Source organism: Empedobacter sp. GD03861, assembly GCF_029840885.1.
Taxonomy (GTDB): Bacteria; Bacteroidota; Bacteroidia; order Flavobacteriales; family Weeksellaceae; genus Empedobacter; species Empedobacter falsenii_B.
Genome location: NZ_JAOCDJ010000025.1, coordinates 12391 through 36950 on the forward strand (window position 1 = coordinate 12391; position 24560 = coordinate 36950).

General features: G+C 31.1%; 18 protein-coding genes and 1 pseudogene. 7 read left to right on the top strand and 12 right to left on the bottom strand.

The window, feature by feature from the left end; all coding sequences use genetic code 11:
• Positions 1–406: 406 nt before the first annotated feature.
• Entirely contained in the window at positions 407–1021 is a 615-nt protein-coding gene (locus N5D03_RS10930; protein ID WP_280051665.1) for an alpha-ketoglutarate-dependent dioxygenase AlkB, read from the top strand.
• Here N5D03_RS10930 and N5D03_RS10935 read toward each other — a convergent pair whose 3' ends face one another.
• Positions 1022–1558 (bottom strand): hypothetical protein, encoded by a 537-nt coding sequence (locus tag N5D03_RS10935; RefSeq protein ID WP_038335856.1) that lies wholly within the window; start codon positions 1556–1558, stop codon positions 1022–1024.
• A gap of 103 nt (positions 1559–1661) precedes the next feature.
• Positions 1662–2408, bottom strand: a complete 747-nt coding sequence (locus tag N5D03_RS10940) for a M15 family metallopeptidase (protein ID WP_280051666.1) — start codon at positions 2406–2408, stop codon at positions 1662–1664.
• 70 nt (positions 2409–2478) lie between these two features.
• Between N5D03_RS10940 and N5D03_RS10945 the strand changes: the two genes are divergently transcribed.
• Positions 2479–3753, top strand: coding sequence for a hemolysin family protein (locus N5D03_RS10945; RefSeq protein ID WP_280051668.1), 1275 nt, complete (start codon positions 2479–2481; stop codon positions 3751–3753).
• Between the two features lie 297 nt (positions 3754–4050).
• Here the strand turns inward: N5D03_RS10945 and N5D03_RS10950 are convergent, their stop codons facing one another.
• The 5 genes from N5D03_RS10950 to N5D03_RS10970 form a co-directional block, all read right to left on the bottom strand.
• Positions 4051–5490 carry an MFS transporter gene (locus N5D03_RS10950; RefSeq protein WP_125350321.1) on the bottom strand — a complete coding sequence of 480 codons (1440 nt, stop codon included), beginning with the start codon at positions 5488–5490 and terminating at the stop codon, positions 4051–4053.
• A 297-nt stretch (positions 5491–5787) separates the two neighbouring features.
• Complete coding sequence (locus N5D03_RS10955) at positions 5788–6615, bottom strand: 5'-nucleotidase, lipoprotein e(P4) family (protein ID WP_125350322.1); 828 nt, start codon at positions 6613–6615, stop codon at positions 5788–5790.
• 56 nt (positions 6616–6671) lie between these two features.
• Positions 6672–7223, bottom strand: coding sequence for a hypothetical protein (locus tag N5D03_RS10960; protein ID WP_280051669.1), 552 nt, complete (start codon positions 7221–7223; stop codon positions 6672–6674).
• 488 nt (positions 7224–7711) lie between these two features.
• A complete protein-coding gene (locus N5D03_RS10965) occupies positions 7712–8260 on the bottom strand; it encodes an acyl-CoA thioesterase (protein ID WP_180906805.1) in 549 nt (182 codons plus the stop codon).
• A 23-nt stretch (positions 8261–8283) separates the two neighbouring features.
• Positions 8284–9786 (bottom strand): GH3 auxin-responsive promoter family protein, encoded by a 1503-nt coding sequence (locus tag N5D03_RS10970; protein ID WP_280051670.1) that lies wholly within the window; start codon positions 9784–9786, stop codon positions 8284–8286.
• Between the two features lie 349 nt (positions 9787–10135).
• Here N5D03_RS10970 and N5D03_RS10975 point away from each other — a divergent pair, with 349 nt between their 5' ends.
• The 3 genes and pseudogenes from N5D03_RS10975 (at position 10136) to N5D03_RS10985 (ending at position 13750) form a co-directional block, all read left to right on the top strand.
• Positions 10136–12466, top strand: a complete 2331-nt coding sequence (locus tag N5D03_RS10975; protein ID WP_280037628.1) for a tetratricopeptide repeat protein — start codon at positions 10136–10138, stop codon at positions 12464–12466.
• A gap of 21 nt (positions 12467–12487) precedes the next feature.
• A pseudogene (locus N5D03_RS10980) lies at positions 12488–13120 on the top strand (DUF5077 domain-containing protein); the annotation flags it as partial.
• Between the two features lie 27 nt (positions 13121–13147).
• Entirely contained in the window at positions 13148–13750 is a 603-nt protein-coding gene (locus tag N5D03_RS10985; RefSeq protein WP_280051675.1) for a DUF3472 domain-containing protein, read from the top strand.
• Positions 13751–13807: 57 nt separating this feature from the next.
• On the opposite strand, the gene N5D03_RS10990 is transcribed toward N5D03_RS10985, so the two are convergent.
• The 3 genes from N5D03_RS10990 to N5D03_RS11000 form a co-directional block, all read right to left on the bottom strand.
• On the bottom strand, positions 13808–14824 hold the full coding sequence (locus tag N5D03_RS10990; RefSeq protein ID WP_125350329.1) for a PTS sugar transporter subunit IIC: 1017 nt from the start codon (positions 14822–14824) through the stop codon (positions 13808–13810).
• A 37-nt stretch (positions 14825–14861) separates the two neighbouring features.
• Positions 14862–16277, bottom strand: a complete 1416-nt coding sequence (locus N5D03_RS10995) for a DUF4932 domain-containing protein (protein WP_125350330.1) — start codon at positions 16275–16277, stop codon at positions 14862–14864.
• A gap of 76 nt (positions 16278–16353) precedes the next feature.
• Entirely contained in the window at positions 16354–19815 is a 3462-nt protein-coding gene (locus N5D03_RS11000; RefSeq protein WP_280051671.1) for a methylmalonyl-CoA mutase family protein, read from the bottom strand.
• Positions 19816–19999: 184 nt separating this feature from the next.
• On the opposite strand from N5D03_RS11000, the gene N5D03_RS11005 reads away from it, so the two are divergent.
• Positions 20000–20902 carry a hypothetical protein gene (locus tag N5D03_RS11005; protein ID WP_280037630.1) on the top strand — a complete coding sequence of 301 codons (903 nt, stop codon included), beginning with the start codon at positions 20000–20002 and terminating at the stop codon, positions 20900–20902.
• 1 nt (position 20903) lies between these two features.
• Here the strand turns inward: N5D03_RS11005 and N5D03_RS11010 are convergent, their stop codons facing one another.
• Both N5D03_RS11010 and N5D03_RS11015 read right to left on the bottom strand, forming a co-directional pair.
• On the bottom strand, positions 20904–21581 hold the full coding sequence (locus N5D03_RS11010) for a uracil-DNA glycosylase (RefSeq protein ID WP_280051672.1): 678 nt from the start codon (positions 21579–21581) through the stop codon (positions 20904–20906).
• 59 nt (positions 21582–21640) lie between these two features.
• Complete coding sequence (locus N5D03_RS11015; protein WP_280051676.1) at positions 21641–22222, bottom strand: TIGR00730 family Rossman fold protein; 582 nt, start codon at positions 22220–22222, stop codon at positions 21641–21643.
• Positions 22223–22351: 129 nt separating this feature from the next.
• On the opposite strand from N5D03_RS11015, the gene N5D03_RS11020 reads away from it, so the two are divergent.
• A complete protein-coding gene (locus N5D03_RS11020; RefSeq protein ID WP_280051674.1) occupies positions 22352–24499 on the top strand; it encodes a DNA mismatch repair protein MutS in 2148 nt (715 codons plus the stop codon).
• Positions 24500–24560: the final 61 nt, after the last annotated feature.

Below are 24560 nucleotides of genomic sequence, written 5' to 3' on the forward strand. Positions count from 1 at the left end.
TTAATTAAATTAATACGTAAAAATTAATCCATAGAAAAATTGTTTTTCCCCCTTATAGTCTTATAACTCATCATTACAGCGATAAGCGAAATAATTGTAACCGAGAAACTGATGTTCAAGATAAAATCCGCATGATCTACATTTAACATTTTTAAAAAGACAGAAACAAGAAGTAAAATACTACTTACAAGGAAGAACTTAATTGTGTTCTTAAAAATCAATTTATTCATATTGTGTTAAATTTTGGTTAAATAAAAATAAATAAAAAATTATATAATCCAATTTTTTTTTGACTTATTCAATATTAAATTTTAAATAACAAACGTTAGTAAAACTTTATTTATCTGCACATTACATTAACTGAATTAAATCTAAATTCCTTATTTTTGATCATATAAAACTATAAATGGATCTTTTTAACGATTTATTTGACGGACAACAAAATCTGCTTCCAAAAGATGGAACGGTAAATTATTTTGGGCAAATTATGAGTGATGAAGAAGCGCATCATTATTATTCTGTTTTATTAAATGAAATTGAATGGAAAAACGATCAAGCGATAATATTTGGAAAATTGATAGAAACTAAACGAAAAATTGCTTGGTATGGAGATTTTCCATTTGCTTATACCTATTCCAAAATCATGAAAACAGCTTTGCCTTGGACTGATACTTTACTTGAATTAAAAAAATTAGCTGAGGAAAAAACTGGCGAAACTTATAATTCTTGTTTGGTAAATTTATATCACGATGGTTCCGAAGGGATGGCTTGGCATAGTGATGGTGAAAAACAATTGAAACGTCATGGCGCAATTGCCTCGCTAAGTTTCGGCGCTGAACGTAAATTTGGTTTTAAACATAAAGAAACTAAAGAAGTAATTGCTTTAAATCTTGCAAGTGGTAGTTTATTAGTTATGAAAAATGAAACACAAGATTATTGGCTGCATCGCTTACCTCCTACTAAAAAAGTAAATTCGCCACGAATTAATCTAACATTCAGAACAATAGATTTGGAGCAATAATTATTTTTGCTTGGAGATTTCAGCTTTATAAAAAGTCAAACTTTGTTGATTAAATTTATTCAGAAATGCATCATTAAAATCATTCAAAGAAATAACATCCAAATCAATTTTGGTTTTTAACGTCGGTAAAGCAATCACTTTATTTGATGATTTATCCAAACTATTCCATTTTGCAATAAACTCTTTTGTAGCTGTAATAAAAGTTGATTCGCCATTTTCTTTCGAATAATCATCCGAAACTATTGAACGTTTTATAGCAGATAATTCAATCTTTTTTGTCTGACGATTGTATCGAAAATAAGATGTAAACAAAACATCTCCTATTTTATTGATAATCTTAAAACCTTTCTTTGTTTCCTCAATCTTCGCATTGTGATCCAATTCATGAAAAGCTAAACTACTCTGCTTTTTATATTCAGTATCAGAAAGTAAAAACTCTATTTTATTCGTTTCAAAATTAATCGAAACCTTGTCAAACTTTCCATCTCCGTCCAAATCTTTCACAATAGATTGTTTTGCAAAAGTCAGTAGACTCATGCTCAAAAACAACGATATGAAAAATATTAACCTCATCAGAAAGTACAATGTTTTAATTTTTATCTAAAGATACCACAAAAAAAGCTCCAAAAAGGAGCTTTAACTATTTAATAACAGGATTTATATCAAGTATATTTTCTTTTCTATATTTTTCGATAAAATCATCTGTAAAATTTTCGCTTCCTAACAATTTATTTTCTTGCAAAACTTTTTTGATATCTAGCTTTTTGTAGGCTTGTAACATCGGTTCAGAAATCGCTTTGTACGTAAAATGCCACGGCTCATATTTGAATCCTTTTCTCGCTGAATTATCTGTATACACCAAATAAAAACCATATTTCGAAGTGTTTTCATCTAACCAAAGCTTAAACTTATGCATTGATCCTCCTTCATTAAAATGTTTCTCATTCAACGGATCTGCTGGTATTCCACGCGTTCCATCAATAATATCCAAATCAGTTCCCCAATGGTGACGAGAAGTTCCTGGAATGGTAGAATATTCAATAATCTTTTCGATATTTTCTTTTGCTGCAATTTTCTTCGCCTGATTCGCTTTATACTTGCGCTCCCAAATTCCGTTTTGGTAGGTATAATTTCTATAGCTCGAAATCACTTGTATTTTAAACCCTGCTTTTTGCGCATCAGCTTTCATCAATTCAAATTGTTTTGCAACTTCTGGCAACAATTTATACCCATTCCCCACCATCGTAGGATTTCCTTTACCAATCAATTCAGCAGTTGTAAAAGCAGGTAAAATAGTATCTGTTTCTTCTGGTGTTTGATCGCTGCTACCGAAAGCACAACCAGCATTTAGCATAAAAGCAAGTAAAATTAAATAAGAAAATTTCATAATATTAAATTGAGACATTATGGTAGGTATTAGATTTTGGTTTATTTTTATTCAAAATTAAATAATAAAAGTGGAGATTGTTATAATAATCGTATTGATTTTATTGAACGGAATTTTTTCCATGTCAGAAATGGCACTTGTTTCGTCAAGAAAATTTAAGTTAGAAAATCAAATGAAGAAAGGAAGTTCTGGTGCTAAAACTGCCTTGGAACTTGCTGAGAATCCGAACAAATTTTTATCAACCGTACAAATCGGAATTACCCTTATTGGTATCTTGTTAGGGGTTTTCTCTGGTGATAAATTAACTGCAGATTTAACAGAATTTTTAACATCTATCGCTTTCATTGCACCTTACGCCAAAACACTTTCTCCAATTATTATGGTGGTTATTATCACTTATTTTTCGATTGTATTTGGCGAATTATTACCAAAACGTTTGGGAATGAAATTTCCTGAAATGGTTTCTACTATTGTTTCGAAACCGATGAAATGGTTGTCTATCATCACTTCTCCATTTGTTTGGTTGCTAACGGTTACCAATGATTTTTTCTTGAAATTATTTGGTATCAAAGATGATAACAGCGAAGTTGTTTCGGAGGAAGAAATTAAAAATATCATCAAAGAAAGTACAGAAGGTGGAGAAATTCAGGAAAAAGAACACGAAATCTTAGAACGTGTTTTCGAGCTTGGAGATCGTCGTGTGAATACGTTAGCAACGCATCGTTCAGAAATTGCTTCATTAGATATTTCGGATGATTATGAGAAAGCTCGTGCAAAAGTCAAGAAAAATAAATATTCTGCCTACCCCGTTACCAAGAACAATAATTTGGATGAAATCGTTGGTATCTTGAAACTAAAAGATATGTTTGGGGTAAGTAAGGAAGATTTTAGCCTGAAAAAATTTATACACAAACCTATTTTTGTCAATGAAAATTCGTTTAGTTATCCTTTGTTGGAAATGTTACAGAATTCACAAGCACATTTTGCCATTATTTTAGACGAATATGGTACGACGGCTGGAATTGTAACAATAAACGATATTTTGGACGAATTGGTTGGTGATACACCAGAGAACCAAGACGAAGATTACGAAATCGTAGAACGTGAAGATGGTACATGGTTGATCGATGGGCAATTTTCGATCTATGAATTCGAGAAGTTTTTTGAGATTGATATCGACGAAGACATCGAAAATAGATATGTTACCGTTGCTGGAATTTTCTTAGATAAATACGAAACCATTCCAAATGTTGGTGATAAGGTAGAAGTAGAAGATTTGACACTAGAAATTGTAGACAAAGACGGTAATCGTATTGATAAAATATTGGCATATCGTAAGAAATAAAAAACTCAACCAAATGGTTGAGTTTTTTATTAACTCACTAATTTATTTTTTGAGCAGTAATATAATTTTCTCCATTAGCACTAATCCCTAGACCAGTAAATAGATTTATAGCGATGCTGTCTGGGTAGTGGTATTTGAATTATTCTAATTAGAATATTTTCTAGAACCTTGTCAAAATGTTGTAATTTGTTGTTTCTCTTGTCCCTTCACCTATTATATTAATTCAATAACTGAAAAGGCTGTTTTATAATAAATTATAAAACAGCCTTTTATTAAATTACTAAATATTAAATCTTCCTAATGTCCTCCTTCAGATTTAACTTCACCAAGATTTATTCCTTGTTTTTTAAGAATTTTAGGCGTTGCAATTGCATAAAATACAAGATACACAAAACATAAAATACAAACAATATAACTAGAATGAACAGTTGATAAATCTGCAATATACCCTTGGAATATACTTACTAATCCTCCTCCCATAATCATCATAATTAAGAAGTTACTTCCTTGCGAAGTGTTTTTTCCTAAACCATTAATTGCTAATGCAAAAATACAAGGCCATAATGTACTACAGAACAAACCAACACTTGTAATAGAATAAATAGAGACTAAACCAGTTGTATTCATTCCGATTAATAATGCTACAATTCCAATAATTGAGAAAGTTAATAACATTTTAGCAGGGTTTCCATTTGTCCATAAAGAAGCTAAAATCATTATTAAAATAATTACACTATATAGATAAAATGGTTTCAAATCATGCCCTGCAATGTAATTAACTAATAAGAAAATCCCAAAAGCTAAATAAGGTGCTATAAATTTAAGAGCCAATGTTTTTGTCTTATCTAAACCAAATGCTTCTGCTGCACCACCCCAACGACCAATCATCATACTTGCCCAATATAACGAAACATATGGTGTTACTCCTTGTATATCGAACCCTAATTCATTGTGCATATATGCTGGTAAATTACTTACAGTAGAAACTTCTACACCTACATATAAGAAGATCGCAAGCATTCCTAATAATAATTGAGGATATTTTAAGGCTGATGATTTATCATTTTTTGAAGTTGCAATCGCACTATCCTCTTCTTGTTCTGGATGATTTGGTAAAGACGAAAATTTCAAGAAAATAGCAACAGCTAAAAAAGCAACACCCAAACACAAATATGGAATTTTAACTGCTTCTATACTCAAAGTTGTTTCTCCTTCTCCTCCTGCACCAAAAATTGCATAAGCAACAATTAAAGGTCCAATTGTAGTTCCTAAGTTATTAATACCTCCAGCTAATGTTAAACGTTGAGATCCAGTACTTGCATCTCCTAAAGCAATTGCAAGCGGATTAGCAACAGTTTGTTGCAACGAAAAACCTAGACCTACAGTAAACAAACCTGTTAACATTAAAGGAAATGATCCTGTATTGGCTGCTGGAATAAAAAAAAGCGTTCCAATAGCTGATAAAAGAAGTCCAAAAGATAATGAATTCTTATACCCAAATTTATTGATTAAATCTTGTTTAGCTAATAATGAAACGCCCATATAAATTAAAGCTCCAACCGTATAAGCGATATAATAAGCTACTGCGACTAATTGACTTTCGGCTTGGGATAAATCAAATGATTTTTTAAAAACTGGAATTAAAATTTCATTACTTGCCGCTACGAATCCCCAAAAGAAGAATACTGTAACCAGTGGGATAAATTGACCCCAATTAGTTTTTTGTGATTGACTCATGTGTTTTGATATAATTTTTTTTTAAATATTGGTTGATGATTGCCTAAACAACCAGCTTATAAATATAGGTTATTTATAGTTTAATTTACAAATAGGTGAATGCTTAAATATTATACAGCACAAAGAAAAAAACTATATATTCAATAAATAAATATTATTTTTTTACAGATCAAATAATAATTAATAGATTATTTTTAACAAAAACATGTTAAATGTATTTAAAATTTAATTTCTCACTTTTTTATAAATCAAAAAAAAACTGTCCGATTAAGACAGTTTTCATTGTGTATTTATTCTTTATTTCACAGGAGTTTCTCTCGCAGCTTCGTATATAATCGAATCTCTTTGCTCTTGCGTCAAGTCATATTTGTAATCAAATATTGCAGATTCCCAATCTCCATATCCAACATTCGGCAATACAATAAATCGTTTTCCAAATTCAGATTTTAAAGTTTCTACAGCTGCCGCTCTTTCTTTTTCAGATTTATGATTATCAAATAAAGAAGAAAAATCTGTTAAACTATCTCCTAACAATAAAACAATGTCATAATCTTTCGAAATATTTTGACGACGTGCTTCTTTGCTACTTTCTTTACTTCTCAAAATCAAATTCTGAGCACTTTGAATTGGATAATTGTATTTTTCTAAATTTGCCAAAGTTCCAGGACGCTCTACTTCGTATCGATTTGTAACGTAAAAAATCTGAACACCTTTACTCGCTGCATACTGAAAAAACTCTTGAGAACCAGCCAAAGGAGTTGCAATTCCTTTCGACGTCCAATTTGCCCAAGTTTCTTGCGACCACGTTTTTCCTTGACGCGCCATTTCTACTGCATAGTACGAATTATCCAAAAAAGTTTCGTCAATATCCGTTACAATCGCTAAAGGTTTTGCGCCTTTTGTCGCAATTGCTTCATCCAATCTCATTTTAGCAACATTATAAGCTTGCTGGCTTAAGGCTTGATATTCAGCAGCACGTTGTTGAAAAAATGCAGCATAAATTTTACCATCAACTTGCAAACTTTTTTGCTGAACTGGTTGTTGTTCAGTAACTATTTTTGGTGTTTGACAAGCTGTTAATCCAAAAAGCATCAAGCTTCCAAGCATCAATTGTATATGTTTCATATCTCTAAATTCTGAAATGCAAAATTAAGCCTTACAATTCAAATCAAAAAATCAGATTACTGAATGTATTTAATCGATTCGAAAGTTGTTTGATGAAAATAGTTTTTGAACTGATGATGTTCTCCATTAATTTCTATATCAATTTCCAGATAATCGTTTTGATTAAAATGAATTAAATCTGTTTCGAAAAAATAAATATTTCGGATAACGTGAGATTCGCGTAAAACGGTGTTTTTTAGTAAGATATCATTTGTCCCCATTGCCAATTCTCCATAAAATGTAACATCAGCTTTGATTTTTTTTTGAGAAAAATTTGAATAAAAATCAGCTTCAACGATATTTATACGAACTGTTTTTTCGGTATTATTTTGAATAGAAATTAAAAATTCTAATGTATTTTTTTTCTTTGTTACCGAATCTATTTTTACTTGATAATCTATAATTTGTTGATTGGAATCATCAATCAAATCATCATTTTTTTCAATTTTTAAAAACGATATTTTTGGTTCTTCTTCTTTTGGAAGTGGCTTTTCTATTTGAGCTGTTTTTAGTTTTTTGTAAATAACAAACAACACTAACAATACAAGTAAAATGAATAAATATTTCATTCTACAAATTTAAAAATTAAATTGTTTTTCTGATTTTGAAAAAAAGGATTTGTTTCGCTTTTAGACAATTTTTTTTCTGAAACGAAAAGCACAAAAAGCTAAAACAAGTACACTTCCTGCTACAGCAAAACTAATAGGATTTGAAGATTTAGGGCTATTTTTACTAAAATTTGTTTGTATTAATTGACTATTTGCAAATGAAATAGTTGTACTTGCTATCAATAGTAATAAAAATTTGAAGAAAGTTTTCATAATAATGAATTAAATAAAAAGTTTGGTTTTGGTATTAAAGATTAATAAAACAAATACAATGCCTAATTTTCTTAAAATCAAATAATTTGCAATTTAGTAATGATTGTTCAATATTCAATTTTTTTGAGGGGGACAATTGGGGGGACAAATTACAAACAACTATTTATCAAATATATAATACCAAAAAAACTCAATCCATTTTCAGAATTGAGTTATTTATTAATGATGTAAAAACTTTAATCTAGTTCTATTTTAACAAAATGATTGTCCAATAAATGATCAATTAAATCTTGTGATTTATAATCAATTGGATCTTTTATTTGCTCTTTTGCTTTTGAATGTTCTTCAATTCGATGCAAAGCTTTATAAAAGCGTCGAACTTCGTTCAGATTCTTCAAAATTAATTTTGGAGCTTCAGCTTTTTCTCCATTTTCCTCTTTGCAAATCATCGTAAAATAAGACGAATTACAATGTTTAATTTCGCCAGTTTGGATGTTTTGACTTTCTACTCGAATTCCTACGACGATTGACGTTCTTCCGACATAGTTTACCGATGCTTTTAGCGTTAATAATTCTCCTACTTCTACTGGCGTTAAGAAATCTACTCTATCCACAGACGCCGTAACACAGTATTTTCCAGAATATTTGGAAGCACATGCGAATGCAATTTGATCGAGTAGAGAAAGAATGAATCCACCGTGTATTTTTCCACTAAAATTGGAATGTGACGGAAGCATTAATTGCGAAAAAGTTACCAATGAACTTTTTACCGTTTTGTAAATCATTTTATCTATTGTTGTGTGTGTGTTCAATTTGTAGTAATTAAGTTTAGACTGTAAAATTCATCTGCAATTTCGCGATTATTAGACAAACGAGGAACTTTATTTTGTCCACCTAATTTCCCTATCGATTTCATATAATGCTGAAAACCTTCTGTTTTAACTTCAGAAACGACAAGCGGACGCAAGATATTTCCCGTAATCAAATCATCGTAATACGTATTTTGGCGACGCATTTGTGTATCTAATTCTTGATTAAAAATAGTTATATCTTGTGGTTTTTGATCAAATTCTATTAACCATTCGTGATATGGCAAACCTTCTGCTGGATTAACTTGAGGCGCAACTGTAAACTCATTTACACTCGCTGGATATTTTTCTAAAGTTTTTTGCAACGCCTGTTCCACTTCGTGACCAATTACATGCTCACCAAAAGCAGATGTATAATGTTTAATTCGACCAGAAACAACAATTCTATAAGGTTTTATCGAAGTAAAACGAACTGTGTCACCAATATTATATCCCCACAAACCTGCGTTTGTATTGAGAATTAGAACATAATCTTTTCCTACTTCAACATCTTTCAATGAAATTCGGGTTGGATTTTCATCAAAAAACTCTTCAACTGGAACAAATTCATAAAAAATTCCATTATTCAATAAAAGTAATAAATCATCATTTTTTTGAGAATCTTGATACGCAATAAACCCTTCTGAAGCTGGATATGTCTGAATACAATCTATTTTTCGACCAATTAGTTGATTCACTTTATCGCGATAAGGTTCATAATTTACACCTCCTGTTACCATTAGTTGTAAATTCTTAAAAATCGACTGAACGTTTTCTTTTTCAGAAACTTTAATCAATCGTTCAAAATACATAATCAACCAAGGCGGAATCCCAGAAATCAGCGTCATATCAGCTTTCACTGTTTCATCCACTACTCTATCCACTTTCGTTTCCCAATCTTCAATCACATTTGTTTCATAAGACGGCAAACGATTTTTTTGCAAATAATTTGGAACAAAATGCGCACTAATTCCAGAAAGTCGACCAACTTTCAATCCGTTTTTATCTTCAAGAATTGGACTTCCTTGTAAGAAAATCATTTTCCCGTCAACAAAATTAGAATTCTTTGTTTCATTAATATAAAACAATAAAGCATTTCGAGCAGAATTTATATGCGATGGAACAGACTCTTTTGTAAGCGGAATATATTTTGCACCAGAAGTTGTTCCAGAAGTTTTAGCCAAATAAAGAGGTTTTCCAGGCCAAAGAATATCAGGTTTCCCTTCAATTACCTCATCAAAATAATGTTTCAAACCTTCATAATCGTTGATTGGAACTTGCGATTTGAAATCTTCATAATTTTTGATTGATTCAAAATGATGATCAACTCCAAACTTTGTATTTTTTGCAGCAATAATCAATTCATTTAGAATTTTGTCTTGTGTTTCTAGCGGATTATTTATCCACTTTTGTTCTTTGTTGACAATGTATTTTGCAAAAATTTTCGCTAAAAAAGCTTTCATGCTGTTCCTTTAAAACATTATTATTGGTCGAATTTAAACGAATATTCTAAATAATTTAACAACAATTGCAATGATTTTTCTTAGTCAAATCACTAATTACATTAAAGCTAAAACGTTAGCTATCATTTTATAATCATCCCGTAAAAAGTCGCTTCTCTATTATTTCTATTCCACATAAAATTATCTTATTTTTTCGAAGGATACAAGATTTTTTCTAATCGAACGTTTTATTGTAGATTTGTTTTTATTCGCTATCATGAAAAAGATTGTACTGAGTATCTTCGCCGCAAGTTTTTTAATCGGCTGTTCTACGCAAAAAAATAGTTTCAAAAACCGACAATATCACAAGATGACATCGTGGTTTAATGGAGTATTCAATGCTGAGGATGAGTTAGAAAAAAAGAACACAGAACTACAAACAAATTATGTAGAAAATTACTCGAAGATTTTACCTGTTGGAATAGAATATTTTTCTGTTTCGGACTCTGCTAATTTAGGTGAATTTAATACGCCCAATTTTGGTATTGGAAGTGGAAATCGAAATAATCAAGATAAAGTAGAAAAACCTCTTGGATTTGCTGCTGTAGAGGCAAAAGCTTCGAAAGCAATCGAAAAACATTCGATGTTAATTAAAGGAAAAGAAAATAATCCTTTGATGGGTCGCGCTTATTTATTGATTGGAAAATCATTATTTTATCAAAAAAAATACTTTGAAGCGCTTGATGCTTTAAACTATGTTGTCAAAAATTTCAAAGATTCTAAATACGCGCAAGAAGCGCATGTTTACAAAACTGTTGCCGAAATAAAAGGTGGAAATTACTTTGATGGAATCGAAACTTTACAAAAACTTTACGAAAACGATCCGTATAAAAGTAAAGAATTAAAAACAATGATTGCGCGTACCTATGCTCAATTTTTAATTGATCAAAAAAAGTACGAAGAAGCACTTGATCCATTGCAAAAAGCCGAATATTTTTCTACAAATAAAGATGAACGAGTTCGAATATTTTATACGTTAGGACAAGTTTTTTCTAAATTAGGAAAACAACAAGAAGCTGGTGAAGCTTTCACGCAAGTTTATAAAATGAAGCCTGGATTTGATATGGAAATCAAATCGCAGTTGGCGATTGCAGCTAATTTTGATCCAAAAATTAATAATTACGGAAATTACAAGCAAAACTTGTTGGACATCTCGAATAAAGGAATTTATGCATCGAAGAAAAACGAGTTATATTACGGAATTTCTGAAATGGCTTTTCGAGCTGACAAAATGGATGATGCTGTAGAATATGCAAAATTGAGTTTGAAGGAACCAATGTCTGATCCTTATATTCGTGGGCGCGCTTTCGAAAATTATGGTGATATAAAGTTCAAGCAAAACGATTATGTTTACGCATCGGCTTATTATGATTCGGCACAAACAAGTTATAATTTGCCAGAAGATCAAACGCGTATTCAGAAACGAAATGATGTTTTGAAAAAATTGATGGAAAAACATTATTTAGTTCAGAAAAATGATTCGATTCTAAAACTTGCTGCACTTCCAAAAGAAGATCAATCAAAATTCTTCACAGATTATATTGAAAAATTAAAGAAAAAAGAAGAAAAGCAAGCTATAGAAGAGCAAAAAGAAATGGAAACTTTTCAGTTAGAGAATAAAACAGCAAGTTTTACGACGAGTTTCAATAATGCTGATAAAGGAAAATTCTATTTCTATAATCAAAATTTAAAATCGACTGGACAGCAAGAATTCCAACGTATTTGGGGAGGAATTTCGTTGAAAGATAATTGGAGAAATTCGAATGCGATAAGTACTGTAATTGAGGACAAACAGAATGAATTGACAGGGCAAATTGCTGCTGGCGATCCAAGACGTTTTGAACTTGATTATTATTTAGATCAAATTCCAACTTCTCAGAAAGTATTGAATGAGTTGAAAGTTGTGAGAGATACAACGCAATTGTCTTTAGGTACAGGATATTTTGATATTTTCAATAATGCTGAATTAGCTGGAAAAGAATTGAAAGCCTTGGTTGCTTCGCCTCCAAAATCTGATGATGTGTTATTAAAAGCGACTTATCAATTGTATCGTATTTATAAAAATCGTGATCAAAAATTAGAAGATGAATACAAAAATGTGATTCTAACAAAGTATCCAAATACGATTTATGCAGGTTATATTCTTAATCCAGAAGTTGAATACATCACTGCTGAAACAAAAGAAGCTTTAGAAGCCTACAAAGTTGCATACACGTTGTATCAAGATAAAAAATATGATGACGTAAAGAAAAAAGTACAAGAAGTAATTGTAAAATTTCCTACTGAAATTATCATTGCTAAATTTGCTTTATTAAATGCTTATGTAATCAAACAAACTGGAAAAGATAGCGATTTTGAGCAAGCTTTAGAAATTGTAATTACGGCTTATGACGGAACCGAAGAAGCTAAGCAAGCAAAACGTTTGTTGGATAAATTGCGTAACACCAACCGAAAAACTACTGAAAATCAAAAGATTGAAGAAAACCAACCACAAATTAATGCTGTAGATAGATCACCTACACAAATCATTGAAAAAGAAATAAATCAACCGAAGAATAACAATGATGATAAAAATGTTCTTAAAAAAACTGTAAAAGAATCAAATACAGTTAGTCTTGAAGGAGGGGATACGAATTATTAAAATATAAATTAAATTAACACCATGAAAACAATTCATTACATCTTATTCTCTCTTTCCGTTTTGGTTGGAGGAAATGTAATCGCACAACAAACAAAAACTTATGACATTCCTTTGGTTGGAAATGCTTTTGAAGTCGGTCATAAAGAAGGATCATCTTCTACAGTTACAAAAGTGAATGCTTTAATTTCTCCACAAACTAAAAATGTAACAAAAACGTATTTCAAAGTTTTAGGAACTGGAAATGTTAATATTCAATTAAAGGGTGAAGCTAAAAATGACGCTCAATTAAATGTTGGTTTCAATAAAAAAACAAAAAAATACAATTGGAAATCTACTGATAAAACTATTTCTGTAGGTACATTCGCTATTTCAAAACCGGGTTATGTTTCTGTTGATTTAAGCGGATTGAAAGGCGAAATCCCTATTACAGATTTGATAGTTAGTGGAACTGCAGTAGACAACGGAATTATTTATAGCAACGATCCGCAGTACTATTATTGGGCGAGACGTGGACCTTCTTGCCATTTGGCTTACGAAATCCCTACAGAGAAAAATGTTTGATATTACTACAATGAAATCGTTGTACCAAAAGACGCTGATATAATTGGTTCTTATTATATGGCAAACGGTTTTGGAGAAGGATATTTCGGAATTCAAGCTAATTCACAAACGGAAAGACGTATTTTTTTTTCAGTTTGGAGTCCTTTCGTAACTGATGACCCAAAAAGTATTCCTGATGATGAAAAAATCGTTTTGTTAAAGAAAGGAGACAATGTGAAAACAGGAGAATTCGGTAACGAAGGTTCTGGTGGACAAAGTTATATGAAATACAATTGGAAAGCCGATACAACGTATAAATTCTTATTGAAAGGTGTTCCAAATGGTGATAATTCGACAACTTATACAGCTTGGTTTTTTATGCCAGAAACGAATAATTGGCAAATCATCGCAAGCTTTAAACGCCCTAAAACAAATACATACCTAAAAAGATTTCACTCTTTCCTAGAAAATTTTATGCCAACACAAGGTTACTTAACTAGAAAAGTAAACTTCAACAATCAATGGGTTTATGATGGAGAATGGAAAAAAGTAAATGGAGCAAAATTAACTGTTGATGCAACTTATAAAGCAAATCAACGTATTGATGCAACTGGAGGAACAACATCTACTGGATATTTCTTGAAGATGGGAGGCTTTTTTAATGAAATTGAACAACCTGGAACAGCTTTCAAGTTTGATAACAAACAAACTGCACCACAAATTGATTTTTCGAAATTACAATAATCAATATTGTATAAACTAAATAAAAAATCGGTTGGAATTATCCAACCGATTTTTTATTTACCTCAACTTCATATCACCATCTTTTATCCAGTTTTTCTTTTTCATGAAAATGTAAATTAAATATGAAATAATTGCTGGAGCAATGATTTGCAAAATTAATATTGAAGTTAAAATATATGAAGTATCATATTTAGATTTCATAGCATTGAAAGTTCCTATTTGTCCAACCAAACCACAAGAACCCATCCCCGATTCTAGAGCTGTATTTTCCATATTGAAATAAATAATTGCAATTGGACCTATAATCGCTGAAGCTAAAGTTGGTGGAATCCAAATTTTCCAATTTTTATAAATGTTCGGAACCTGTAACATACTTGTCCCTAATCCTTGTGCTAAAACACCTTTCAAACCATTATCCTTAAAACTGATTGTAGCAAATCCAATCATTTGTGCACAACAACCTATTGTTGCAGCTCCAGCTGCTGAACCGTCTAATTCTAACATTAGACACAAAGCAGCTGATGAAATTGGTAAAGTCAAAACCATACCGACAATTACAGCAATTACAACTCCCATTATCAAAGGATTAGAATCGGTTGAAAATATAATTATTTCACCAATCCATTTCATCATTTGTTGAACAGAAGGACCAATGATTTGTGCTAAGATTACTCCAACCAAAACAGTAATAATCGGTGTAATTACAATATCTATACGTGTTTCGCCTGCTACCATTTTTCCCACTTCAACCGCTACAATTGTCGCTATAAAAACACCTAAAGGTCCACCTAATTGATATGCTGCAATTCCTATAACTGCTGACGAAAATAACACCAATTGAGGTGCTCGTAAACTATAAGCAATAGCCAATGCTATCGCAGGTCCTGTCGCTTGATTCGCAACTGGCCAAACAATATCAGTTAAAAAAGAAATATCTAACTCTTCACCAATAGTTTTCAAAATTGTACCAACCAATAAAGTCGCAAATAAACCATAAGCCATTGCGCCCATTGCATCGATAAAATATCGTTTTGCAGAAATTTGTATATCTTTTTTGAGTAGGAAATTTTTCATGTTTGAAATTAAAAAAATCTATTATTTGTATAAAAAACTAATCTATTTCATTCTCTTTTTTACACCAATCAAGCATATATTCATATAAATCAGTCATATTAATTGATGGATTTTCTTTGTACTTTGCAAGCATTACTTGATTAAAATCTGTAAATTTCGCAAAACCTCTCATATTACTCATCATTCCATTCAATTCTGGCAAATATTTATCCAAATCTGTTTTGCTATAATTATCATGAACATATAATGTATAAACAGCAAAAGTCATGTATTCGTTAAAAACCTTGTAAGGTGATTCATACATATCAGTTATTGTAGGTTTCGCCCACTTTTTACGATTTGACAATGCTTCATTGATTTGTTTCACATATTTATCAGAAACAGGATTTACATAATTATGATCGATTTCAGTAAATACAACACGTGATTCTAACAATTCATTTTGCGTAGGAGTCAATTTTGAATCAAAATCTGCACGAGCAATGAACATAATAGTTTGTGTAAATCCGTTATCCTCAAAACGCGATGTAGAATGCGCTCCATAAATTAACGGCGAAAAATATACTGCGTATGAACCATAACCAAATCCGAACTTTTTATCCAACCAATTTTGCATTTTCTGAATTGGATTTAATTGATTATACCTTTGCAAAAGTTCTGTATAATACGGTTGGTTGTTCTTATAGAATACTCTAAAATTACTCACTTTTGCAAAATCTTGGAACACTTTTGCATCTTTCATCGGATCAAACGTATACCAGCCTTTTGCCATTTGACCTATGTTTCCATTATTTTTAATCTCTCCGTTTTTATCAAAATTATATGCACAAGCATTCATTTTCAAGGCATAATAATAGCGATAACTTGTATTAGAAAACATATTTCCTTTGTAATCCTCAATATACTGTAAATCTGTAATATATTTTTTAATCGTATCTATCGCAGGATGATTCAAATAAGGCTTAAAGTACTCTTTTACTTGTTTATAATATTCTGTTTTGGTGTCAAACATATTAATTTCTTTCTCAGCATCGGGATGCAAAGCCATTAAAATATTGACCAATTCACTCACTTCCGGAATCGCAACTTCAGTTTTTCCTTTATATTTATTGATATAATCTTTTGTAAAATTTACGTTAGGTGCAATTCCAATAATACGTTGATAAGCGGTATCTTTCTTATTCTGAATGATTAAAAAATCAATCGTTTCACCTTTTTTTAAATCAAAAGAAAGATTATTCTTTCCATCAGAATAAATCACTTCACTCTTTTCATTTGAAACTTCTGCCATAAAAACATCTGGCTTAATTTTAGAATTAATAGCCCAAGATTTGCTTGATATTTTACCATTTACTTTTATTTCAAGCATTTTTTCATTGGTATGTAAAACTTTTTGTGCAAAACTTGGCATTGCTAACAAGGTGAATAAAGCTACAATTACATTTTTTTTCATATTAGTTTATAAGTATTTTTAAAAGAAAACAACCCCATCAAAAGATGAGGCTGTTAAAGTATTATTAATAAAAAAATTACATATTTCTACGGTACTGTCCGCCTACTTCGAATAAGGCAGAAGTGATTTGTCCTAATGAACAAACTTTGGTTGCTTCCATCAACACTTCAAAAATATTTTGATTGTTAATAGCCGCTTGTTGTGCAGTTTCTAATGCACTTTCAGCTTGTTGTTCATTAATTTTATTCAAGTTTTCTTTAGTTTTAATTTGAAATTGTTTTTCCTCTTCTGTTGCACGAATAACCTCCGCAGGAACCACTGTTGGCGAACCTTTTGAACTTAAGAACGTATTTACACCAATAATTGGGAACGTTCCGTTGTGTTTCAATGTTTCGTAATACAATGATTCTTCCTGAATTTTAGAACGTTGATACATCGTTTCCATCGCTCCTAAAACGCCACCACGTTCTGTAATACGATCAAATTCTTGTAAAACTGCTTCTTCTACTAAATCCGTTAATTCTTCAATTATAAATGAACCTTGAATTGGATTTTCGTTCTTCGCTAAACCTAATTCTTTATTGATAATCAACTGAATAGCCATTGCACGGCGAACCGATTCTTCTGTTGGCGTTGTAATTGCTTCATCGTACGCATTAGTGTGTAACGAGTTACAGTTGTCGTAAATCGCATATAAAGCTTGCAACGTCGTACGAATATCGTTGAAATCAATTTCTTGCGCGTGTAACGATCGACCCGAAGTTTGAATATGGTATTTCAACATTTGTGCACGTTCGTTAGCTCCGTATTTATTTTTCAAGGCTTTTGCCCAAATTTTACGCGCCACACGACCAATTACTGAATATTCTGGATCGATACCATTGGAGAAGAAAAACGATAAGTTTGGCCCAAACGCATTGATATCCATTCCGCGAGATAAATAATACTCAACATACGTAAATCCGTTAGCTAACGTAAACGCTAACTGCGTAATAGGATTCGCTCCTGCTTCAGCAATATGGTAACCCGAAATAGAAACCGAATAGAAATTACGTACATTTTGATTGATGAAATATTCTTGCACATCGCCCATTAAACGCAACGCAAATTCTGTTGAGAAAATACACGTATTTTGTGCTTGGTCTTCTTTTAAAATATCTGCCTGAACAGTTCCACGAACCTGAGCTAACGTATTTTTCTTAATTTCAGCATAAACTTCTGCAGGTAAAACCTGATCACCAGTTACACCCAAAAGCATTAACCCCAAACCATCATTTCCTTCTGGTAAATCGCCATTGTAACGAGGTCTTTCCAAACCTTTATCTTCGTAAATAGCTTTGATTTTTGCTTCAATTTCAGCTTCTAAACCATTTTCTTTGATGTATTTTTCACAATTTTGATCAATTGCGGCATTCATAAAGAAACCTAACAACATAGGCGCAGGACCGTTAATCGTCATCGAAACCGAAGTATCTGGATGTGATAAATCGAAACCAGAATATAATTTCTTCGCATCATCTAAACAACAAATCGAAACTCCAGCATTACCAATTTTTCCGTAAATATCAGGACGATGACCTGGATCATTTCCATACAAAGTTACCGAATCAAACGCTGTAGACAAACGCTTTGCTGGCATTCCTTTCGATACATAATGGAAACGACGATTGGTACGCTCTGGTCCACCTTCACCCGCAAACATACGCGTTGGATCCTCACCTTCACGTTTAAATGGATATAATCCCGAAGTAAAAGGAAACTCACCCGGTACGTTTTCTTGTAAAACCCAACGTAAAATATCGCCCCAAGCTTCGTACTTTGGCAATGCAATTTTAGGGATTTGTAAATGCGATAAAGACTCAGAATGTGTCTGAATTTTAATTTCTTTATCACGCACTTTAAATGTATAAACTGGATTTTTATATTTGTTTACCTTTTCGTCCCAAGTCGTGATTACTTCCCAGTTGAAAGGATCTAAATTCATTTTTAATTTATCAAATTCAGCTAAAAGAATTTTAACTAAATCTGCATTTTCAGTTCCAGAAATATCAATTCCGTGTTGAGAAATTGTTGGCTTTTTTCCAGAAAGTGTTTCAATTGTTTTAAAGAAACCATATAGTTTTTGAGCTACATCTCTCTGTGCATTTGCACGAACATCATATCCACGATTATTTTCAGCAATCTCTGATAAATAACGCGTTCTTGATGGTGGAATAACAAAGATTTTCTCTGACATTTCTTTTGTAATTTGAAAAGAAGATTTCAAATCTGCATTTGTTTTTTCAACCACTTTATCAATGATTGATTGGTATAATTGATTGGTTCCTGGATCGTTAAATTGTGAAGCAATTGTTCCAAAAACAGGCATTTCATCAGGATTTATATCCCAAAGATTATGATTACGTTGGTATTGTTTTTTTACATCGCGTAAGGCATCTAACGCACCACGTTTATCGAATTTATTAATCGCCACAATGTCAGCAAAATCTAACATATCAATCTTCTCTAATTGCGTTGCAGCACCAAATTCTGGCGTCATGATATACAATGAAGCATCAGAATGATCTAAAATTTCGGTATCTGACTGACCAATTCCAGAAGTTTCTAAAATAATCAAATCATATTTCGCAGCTTTCAACACCTGAATCGCTTCCTCCACATATTTCGATAACGCTAAATTTGATTGACGAGTAGCCAGCGAACGCATATAAACACGAGGATTGTTGATAGAATTCATTCGAATACGATCTCCTAACAAAGCACCACCCGTTTTCTTTTTTGATGGATCGACAGAAACCAAAGCAATTGATTTTTCTGGAAAATCAATCAAAAAACGACGCACTAATTCATCTACCATAGACGATTTTCCTGCTCCTCCTGTTCCCGTAATTCCTAAAACCGGTGCAGATTTATCAGCTACTTTATCGAAATCAAATGCCTTCAAAAAATCTTCTTCACGATTTTCTGCCAACGAAATTAGTCGCGCAATCGTCGTGATATCTTTATCTTCTAATGATTGATAAACATCTTTTCCTTCTGGCAATTCTAATGGCCCTGTCGGAAAATCTGCTTTCTCCACCATATCATTAATCATTCCTTGCAAACCTAATTCGCGACCATCATCAGGAGAGTATAAACGTGTAATTCCGTAATCCATCAACTCTTTAATTTCTGACGGTAAAATTACTCCACCTCCACCTCCAACGATGCGGATATGACCCGCTCCTTTTTCTTGAAGCAAATCGTACATATATTTGAAATATTCGTTGTGACCTCCTTGATAAGATGTCATTGCAATTGCATTTGCATCTTCTTGTATCGCAGTATTTACAACATCTTCAACCGATTTATCGTGACCTAAATGGATTACCTCGCAACCCGTTGCTTGAATAATGCGACGCATAATATTAATCGACGCATCATGCCCATCAAACAAAGCAGCAGCAGTTACAATACGTACTTTGTTTTTAGGAGTGTATACTTCTTGTATTGGATGTACAAACTTTTCTTTCTTTTCTTCTTGAGTAATTTGTGACATTTATTTGTGATTTTGATTTTTTATGACTCTTGCTAAGATAACATAAATTTCAATGTTTTTCGTGCAGATAAAATTATCATATTCAATAAAATATTAATGTTTTATTAATAAATCACTATAATTTATATTGATTTATTTACAATATATTATTAACTTTAAAGAGAACTATTTTAGAATTCTACTTATGAATACTTATTCTCTAAAAGATCTATCAGATCTGTCAAGACTAGATGAACAAATGATTGTTTTATGGGATAAAAAGTTCAAATTGTTTAACGAGGATAAGATTGATAAAAATTCATTATTTAACCACGATCACTTAAAAAAAGTTATTATTATTTCTTTTTTAATTGAATCAAACAAAAAATATACAGTAGAAAATTTAAGTGTAAAATCACTTTCAGAAATACAACTTTTATCCGAATTTGAAATTCAAAATTATATCCAGAAAAACAAAAGTTACGAACCTATTATTGAGTTATTAATCTGTTCTTGTTTTTCATATGACACACGTTTCTTTGACGCTATTCTTACACTTTGTTTCAATAAAATTGGAATCGAAAAATGTTGTATAGATATTGTTTTTCCTTTTTTAAGCAAAATGTCTATCATTCTGGAAAAGTATACGATTCAAGAATCGGTTATTTCCTTTTCTAAAAATTTAATTAGAAAACATCTATTTTATTTGATTAAATCAATTTCATATTCAGATCAAAATTCTCGTAAATGGCTTTTATTTTTACCTGAAAAAGAAAATGAAGATTTAGAATTAATTTATACTCATCTTCTTTTAAAAATTAATAACGAAAAAGGAATTTATTTAGGGGAAAATCAGAGTTTAAATTCTATTTTAGAATGTATTGAAAATACTCAAATAACACATATTTTTATTTATATCTCTAAAAATTATGATTCCACTTCTCTTGAAATTTATCTCGAATCAATCACGAAAAATCTTCCAAATGTTACCATTTTTGTAGCTACTTATACTATTCTAAAAGAAAAAATAACCGAAAAAGTTCCGTATATAAACGTAAACACCCCTACAGCTTTTAATTCTTATTTACAAAAAATTATGGCGATGTAAATTATTTACTTTTGATTTCCCAATTTATAGGTTGTAGATTCTTACTTTTCAAAAAATCATTAGTTTTCGAAAAAGGTTTACTTCCCCAAAAACCTCTGTAAGCTCCTAATGGAGAAGGATGAGCAGATTCTATAACAACATGCTTATTTCGGTCAATTTTTGCTCCTTTTTTTTGAGCATAAGCTCCCCAAAGTATAAAAACTAAATTTTCTTTTTGATCAGAAAGCTTCTGTATTACAGCATCTGTAAATATTTCCCAACCTTTTTTCTGGTGCGAACCTGCCTTAGAAGCTTCAACCGTCAAAGTTGCATTTAATAATAATACACCTTGTTTAGCCCATGTTTCCAAATTTCCTGAAGTCGAAATTCCTATTCCTAAATCATCATTCAACTCTTTATAAATATTTTGCAAACTTGGAGGTAATTTAATTCCATCGGCAACCGAAAAAGACAAACCATTTGCTTGTCCAATTCCATGATAAGGATCTTGACCAATTAAAACAACTTTAACATCATCAAAAAGCGTATAATCAAATGCAGAAAATATTTTGGATGCGGGAGGATATATTGTTTTTGTTTTATACTCATTTCGTACAAAATCTGTCAATATTTTAAAGTAATCCTTTTCAAATTCATTCTTTAAAACTTCTTTCCAAGAAACATCTAATTTCACATCCATATTATTCTTTTATGGAAACAAAATTATTCTTTTTATACTTGCTGGAGTAATTTTTCAAACTAAATCTGAGATTCATTTATCCATTTACCAACTGTAGGAGCTTTATAATTTTTTAATTTCTCAAATAAAAGATCTAGATCGTCACTAACAATTAGCATATCATAATTTTCTTGTTTTAAAAAACCTTTGGTAACCATACTTTTAATAAAAAGTAAAAGATCATCAAAAAAACCATCTATATTGTAAATAGCAATTGGTTTTTTATGTAATCCTAATTGAGCCCATGTTAACATTTCGAAAAACTCTTCAAGTGTTCCAAAACCTCCAGGTAAAGTTATAACACCATCAGAAAGTTCATTCATTTTCGCCTTACGTTCATGCATAGAATCTACTAAAATAAGTTCACTTAATCCTTTATACTCAACTTCAACTTTCTTCAAAAAGTTTGGTAAAACTCCAATAGCTACACCTCTATTTTCTAAAACTGAATCTGCTATAACGCCCATTAATCCTACATTAGCTCCGCCATAAACAAGTTCAATTTTATTTTCTGCTAATTTTTGACCTAATTTATATGCTTCTTCTTTAAAAATCTTATTTGAGCCATTACTTGACCCACAAAATACTGTTAATCTCTTCATTCCATAAATATAAAAATCAATATCCATCAAAATATAAATTATAGATTTAATAAATTATTAAATCTATATGTAAATAGTATTATCTGTCATTTATTTCTAACTAAAGAATTTATCCGTAATTTTGCGTTAATGCAAATATCAGAACAAACTTTAAAAGATTTAGAATTTAATGCGGTTCAAAAAGAAATCGCAGAATTTGCTTATACAGAAAAGGTTGAGGAGTTTATTTTTAACTTAAAACCTTACCAAGATCACCAACTTTTGGTACAAGATCTACAAACGACAAACGAATATTTAACAAGTTTCGAGACGGGAAATCGTTTTCCGTTTTCAGAATATTATATTTTAGATGAAAATCTAAGCCGATTAGAAATCGAAAATTATTATTTGCCTGCAGAAGAATTCTTCAAAATCAAGGCAAATACGCTTCAAGTGAAAGAAATCTTGAAATATTTGACAGCTTTCAACGAATATGCACCTGTTTTATTCGAGAAAGCTTCAACGATTACTTACGAAAAAAATATCGTGAAATTAATCGATCAAGTGTTCAATAAATTTGGAGAAATCAAAGACGATGCAAGTCCAGAATTGAAAATTGTGCGCGATCGTTTACGTCATTTGAATGGGCGAATTACCGAATTATTCAATAAATCAATGTCTTATCATTCGGATTATTTAGATGATATTCGAGAATCTGTCGTTGGAAATCGTCGCGTTTTGGCTGTAAAATCGGCTTTGAGAAAACGTGTGAAAGGACAATTTTTAGGCACTTCTAAAACTGGATCGATTACGTTTATTGAGCCAGAAAGTGTGCAAAATCCTCGTCGCGAATGGGAAGAATTAAAAGAAGAAGAAAAACATTTGGTGATTCAGATTTTGTTAGATTTAACTGCTCAAATTGCAGAATACAAACCAAATCTTGAAGAATATCAAACGTTTTTAGAATACATCGATTTTACACAAGCGAAAGCAAATTATGCTTTTTTGATTAATGGAATTTTACCTCAACTTTCTGAGAATCGAATTATCAAATTAGTCGATGCTTATCATCCTGTTTTATTCTTAAACAATAAAAGAAAAGCTCAAAAAACGATTCCGCAGAGTTTAGAAATTAACGAAGATTGTCGTATTATCATTATTTCTGGTCCAAATGCTGGAGGAAAATCAATTACGTTAAAAACGATTGGTTTGCTTCAAATTATGATCCAGAGCGGTCTTTTAGTTCCTGTAAAAGATGAAAGTCAATTTGGATTCTTTAATCAAATTTTCACAGATATTGGAGATAATCAATCCATTGAAAATCACTTATCAACATACAGTTATCGTCTAAAACAAATGTCGTATTTCTTGAAAAATGCTGATGATAAAACATTATTGTTAGTTGATGAATTTGGGACAGGTTCTGATCCAGAATTGGGTGGAGCTTTGGCCGAAGTTTTCTTTGAAGAATTTTATGAACGTAATTCTTTCGGTGTTTTTACGACGCATTATACCAATATCAAATTGAGTGCAGAAAGTTTGCCAGAAGCGATCAACGCATGTATGTTGTTCGATAAAAAAAGTTTGGAACCGCTTTATCGTTTAGAAATTGGACAAGCCGGAAGTTCGTTTACATTTGAGGTTGCAGAGAAAAATAAAATTCCGTTTCGTTTGATTAATCGCGCAAAGAAAAAGGTTGAAAGTGAAAAAGTGAGTTTGGATAAAACCATTTTGAAACTTCAACAGGAAAAATTTGAGATTCAGAAAACAAAAGATCATGTTGAAGAGTTGCGCGAAACGAATATTGAACACAATGAAAAATTAGAACAAACAAACGAAAAAATTCAACAAAAACTATACGATTTTCAGCAATTATATGATCGTGAACAAAAACGTTTGAAACTTGGAGAACGTATTTCAGACATGGCGGATTCTTATTTGAAAACGAAAAATAAAAAGCAAATGATTTCGAATTTCTTGAAATTAATTGAAATGGAAAACTCGAAAAAAACGAAAGAAGTTCAACAATTAAAGAAAATCGAAAAGATTGTAGAGAAAGAAGTTAAACGCGAATTAAAAGAAAATTCAGAAACAATTTCTCAACAAAAAGAAGTCATCGAAAAGAAAGAAAAAGCAGCTACTCAGAAAAAAATTGATGCTTTGAAAGTTGGTGATCGAGTAAAAATTCATGGTTCTTCAAGTGTTGGAACAATTGATAAGATAAAAAAAGAAATTGTTTTTGTAAACTATGGTTTATTTACAACACAGATTAATGTAAACGAAGTATATAAGATTTAAAAAAAAAAAGAACTTCAATTAAGAAGTTCTTTTTTAATTAATATCCTTTATTTTGAGTTAA

Excerpts from the sequence above, each read along its gene's own strand:
- N5D03_RS10930 (WP_280051665.1), top strand. The coding sequence starts at position 407 with ATGGATCTTTTTAACGATTTATTTGACGGACAACAAAATCTGCTTCCA.
- N5D03_RS10935 (WP_038335856.1), bottom strand. The coding sequence starts at position 1,558 with ATGAGTCTACTGACTTTTGCAAAACAATCTATTGTGAAAGATTTGGAC.
- N5D03_RS10940 (WP_280051666.1), bottom strand. The coding sequence starts at position 2,408 with ATGAAATTTTCTTATTTAATTTTACTTGCTTTTATGCTAAATGCTGGT.
- N5D03_RS10950 (WP_125350321.1), bottom strand. The coding sequence starts at position 5,490 with ATGAGTCAATCACAAAAAACTAATTGGGGTCAATTTATCCCACTGGTT.
- N5D03_RS10955 (WP_125350322.1), bottom strand. The coding sequence starts at position 6,615 with ATGAAACATATACAATTGATGCTTGGAAGCTTGATGCTTTTTGGATTA.
- N5D03_RS10960 (WP_280051669.1), bottom strand. The coding sequence starts at position 7,223 with ATGAAATATTTATTCATTTTACTTGTATTGTTAGTGTTGTTTGTTATT.
- N5D03_RS10965 (WP_180906805.1), bottom strand. The coding sequence starts at position 8,260 with ATGATTTACAAAACGGTAAAAAGTTCATTGGTAACTTTTTCGCAATTA.
- N5D03_RS10970 (WP_280051670.1), bottom strand. The coding sequence starts at position 9,786 with ATGAAAGCTTTTTTAGCGAAAATTTTTGCAAAATACATTGTCAACAAA.
- N5D03_RS10975 (WP_280037628.1), top strand. The coding sequence starts at position 10,136 with ATGACATCGTGGTTTAATGGAGTATTCAATGCTGAGGATGAGTTAGAA.
- N5D03_RS10990 (WP_125350329.1), bottom strand. The coding sequence starts at position 14,824 with ATGAAAAATTTCCTACTCAAAAAAGATATACAAATTTCTGCAAAACGA.
- N5D03_RS10995 (WP_125350330.1), bottom strand. The coding sequence starts at position 16,277 with ATGAAAAAAAATGTAATTGTAGCTTTATTCACCTTGTTAGCAATGCCA.
- N5D03_RS11000 (WP_280051671.1), bottom strand. The coding sequence starts at position 19,815 with ATGTCACAAATTACTCAAGAAGAAAAGAAAGAAAAGTTTGTACATCCA.
- N5D03_RS11005 (WP_280037630.1), top strand. The coding sequence starts at position 20,000 with ATGAATACTTATTCTCTAAAAGATCTATCAGATCTGTCAAGACTAGAT.
- N5D03_RS11010 (WP_280051672.1), bottom strand. The coding sequence starts at position 21,581 with ATGGATGTGAAATTAGATGTTTCTTGGAAAGAAGTTTTAAAGAATGAA.
- N5D03_RS11015 (WP_280051676.1), bottom strand. The coding sequence starts at position 22,222 with ATGAAGAGATTAACAGTATTTTGTGGGTCAAGTAATGGCTCAAATAAG.
- N5D03_RS11020 (WP_280051674.1), top strand. The coding sequence starts at position 22,352 with ATGCAAATATCAGAACAAACTTTAAAAGATTTAGAATTTAATGCGGTT.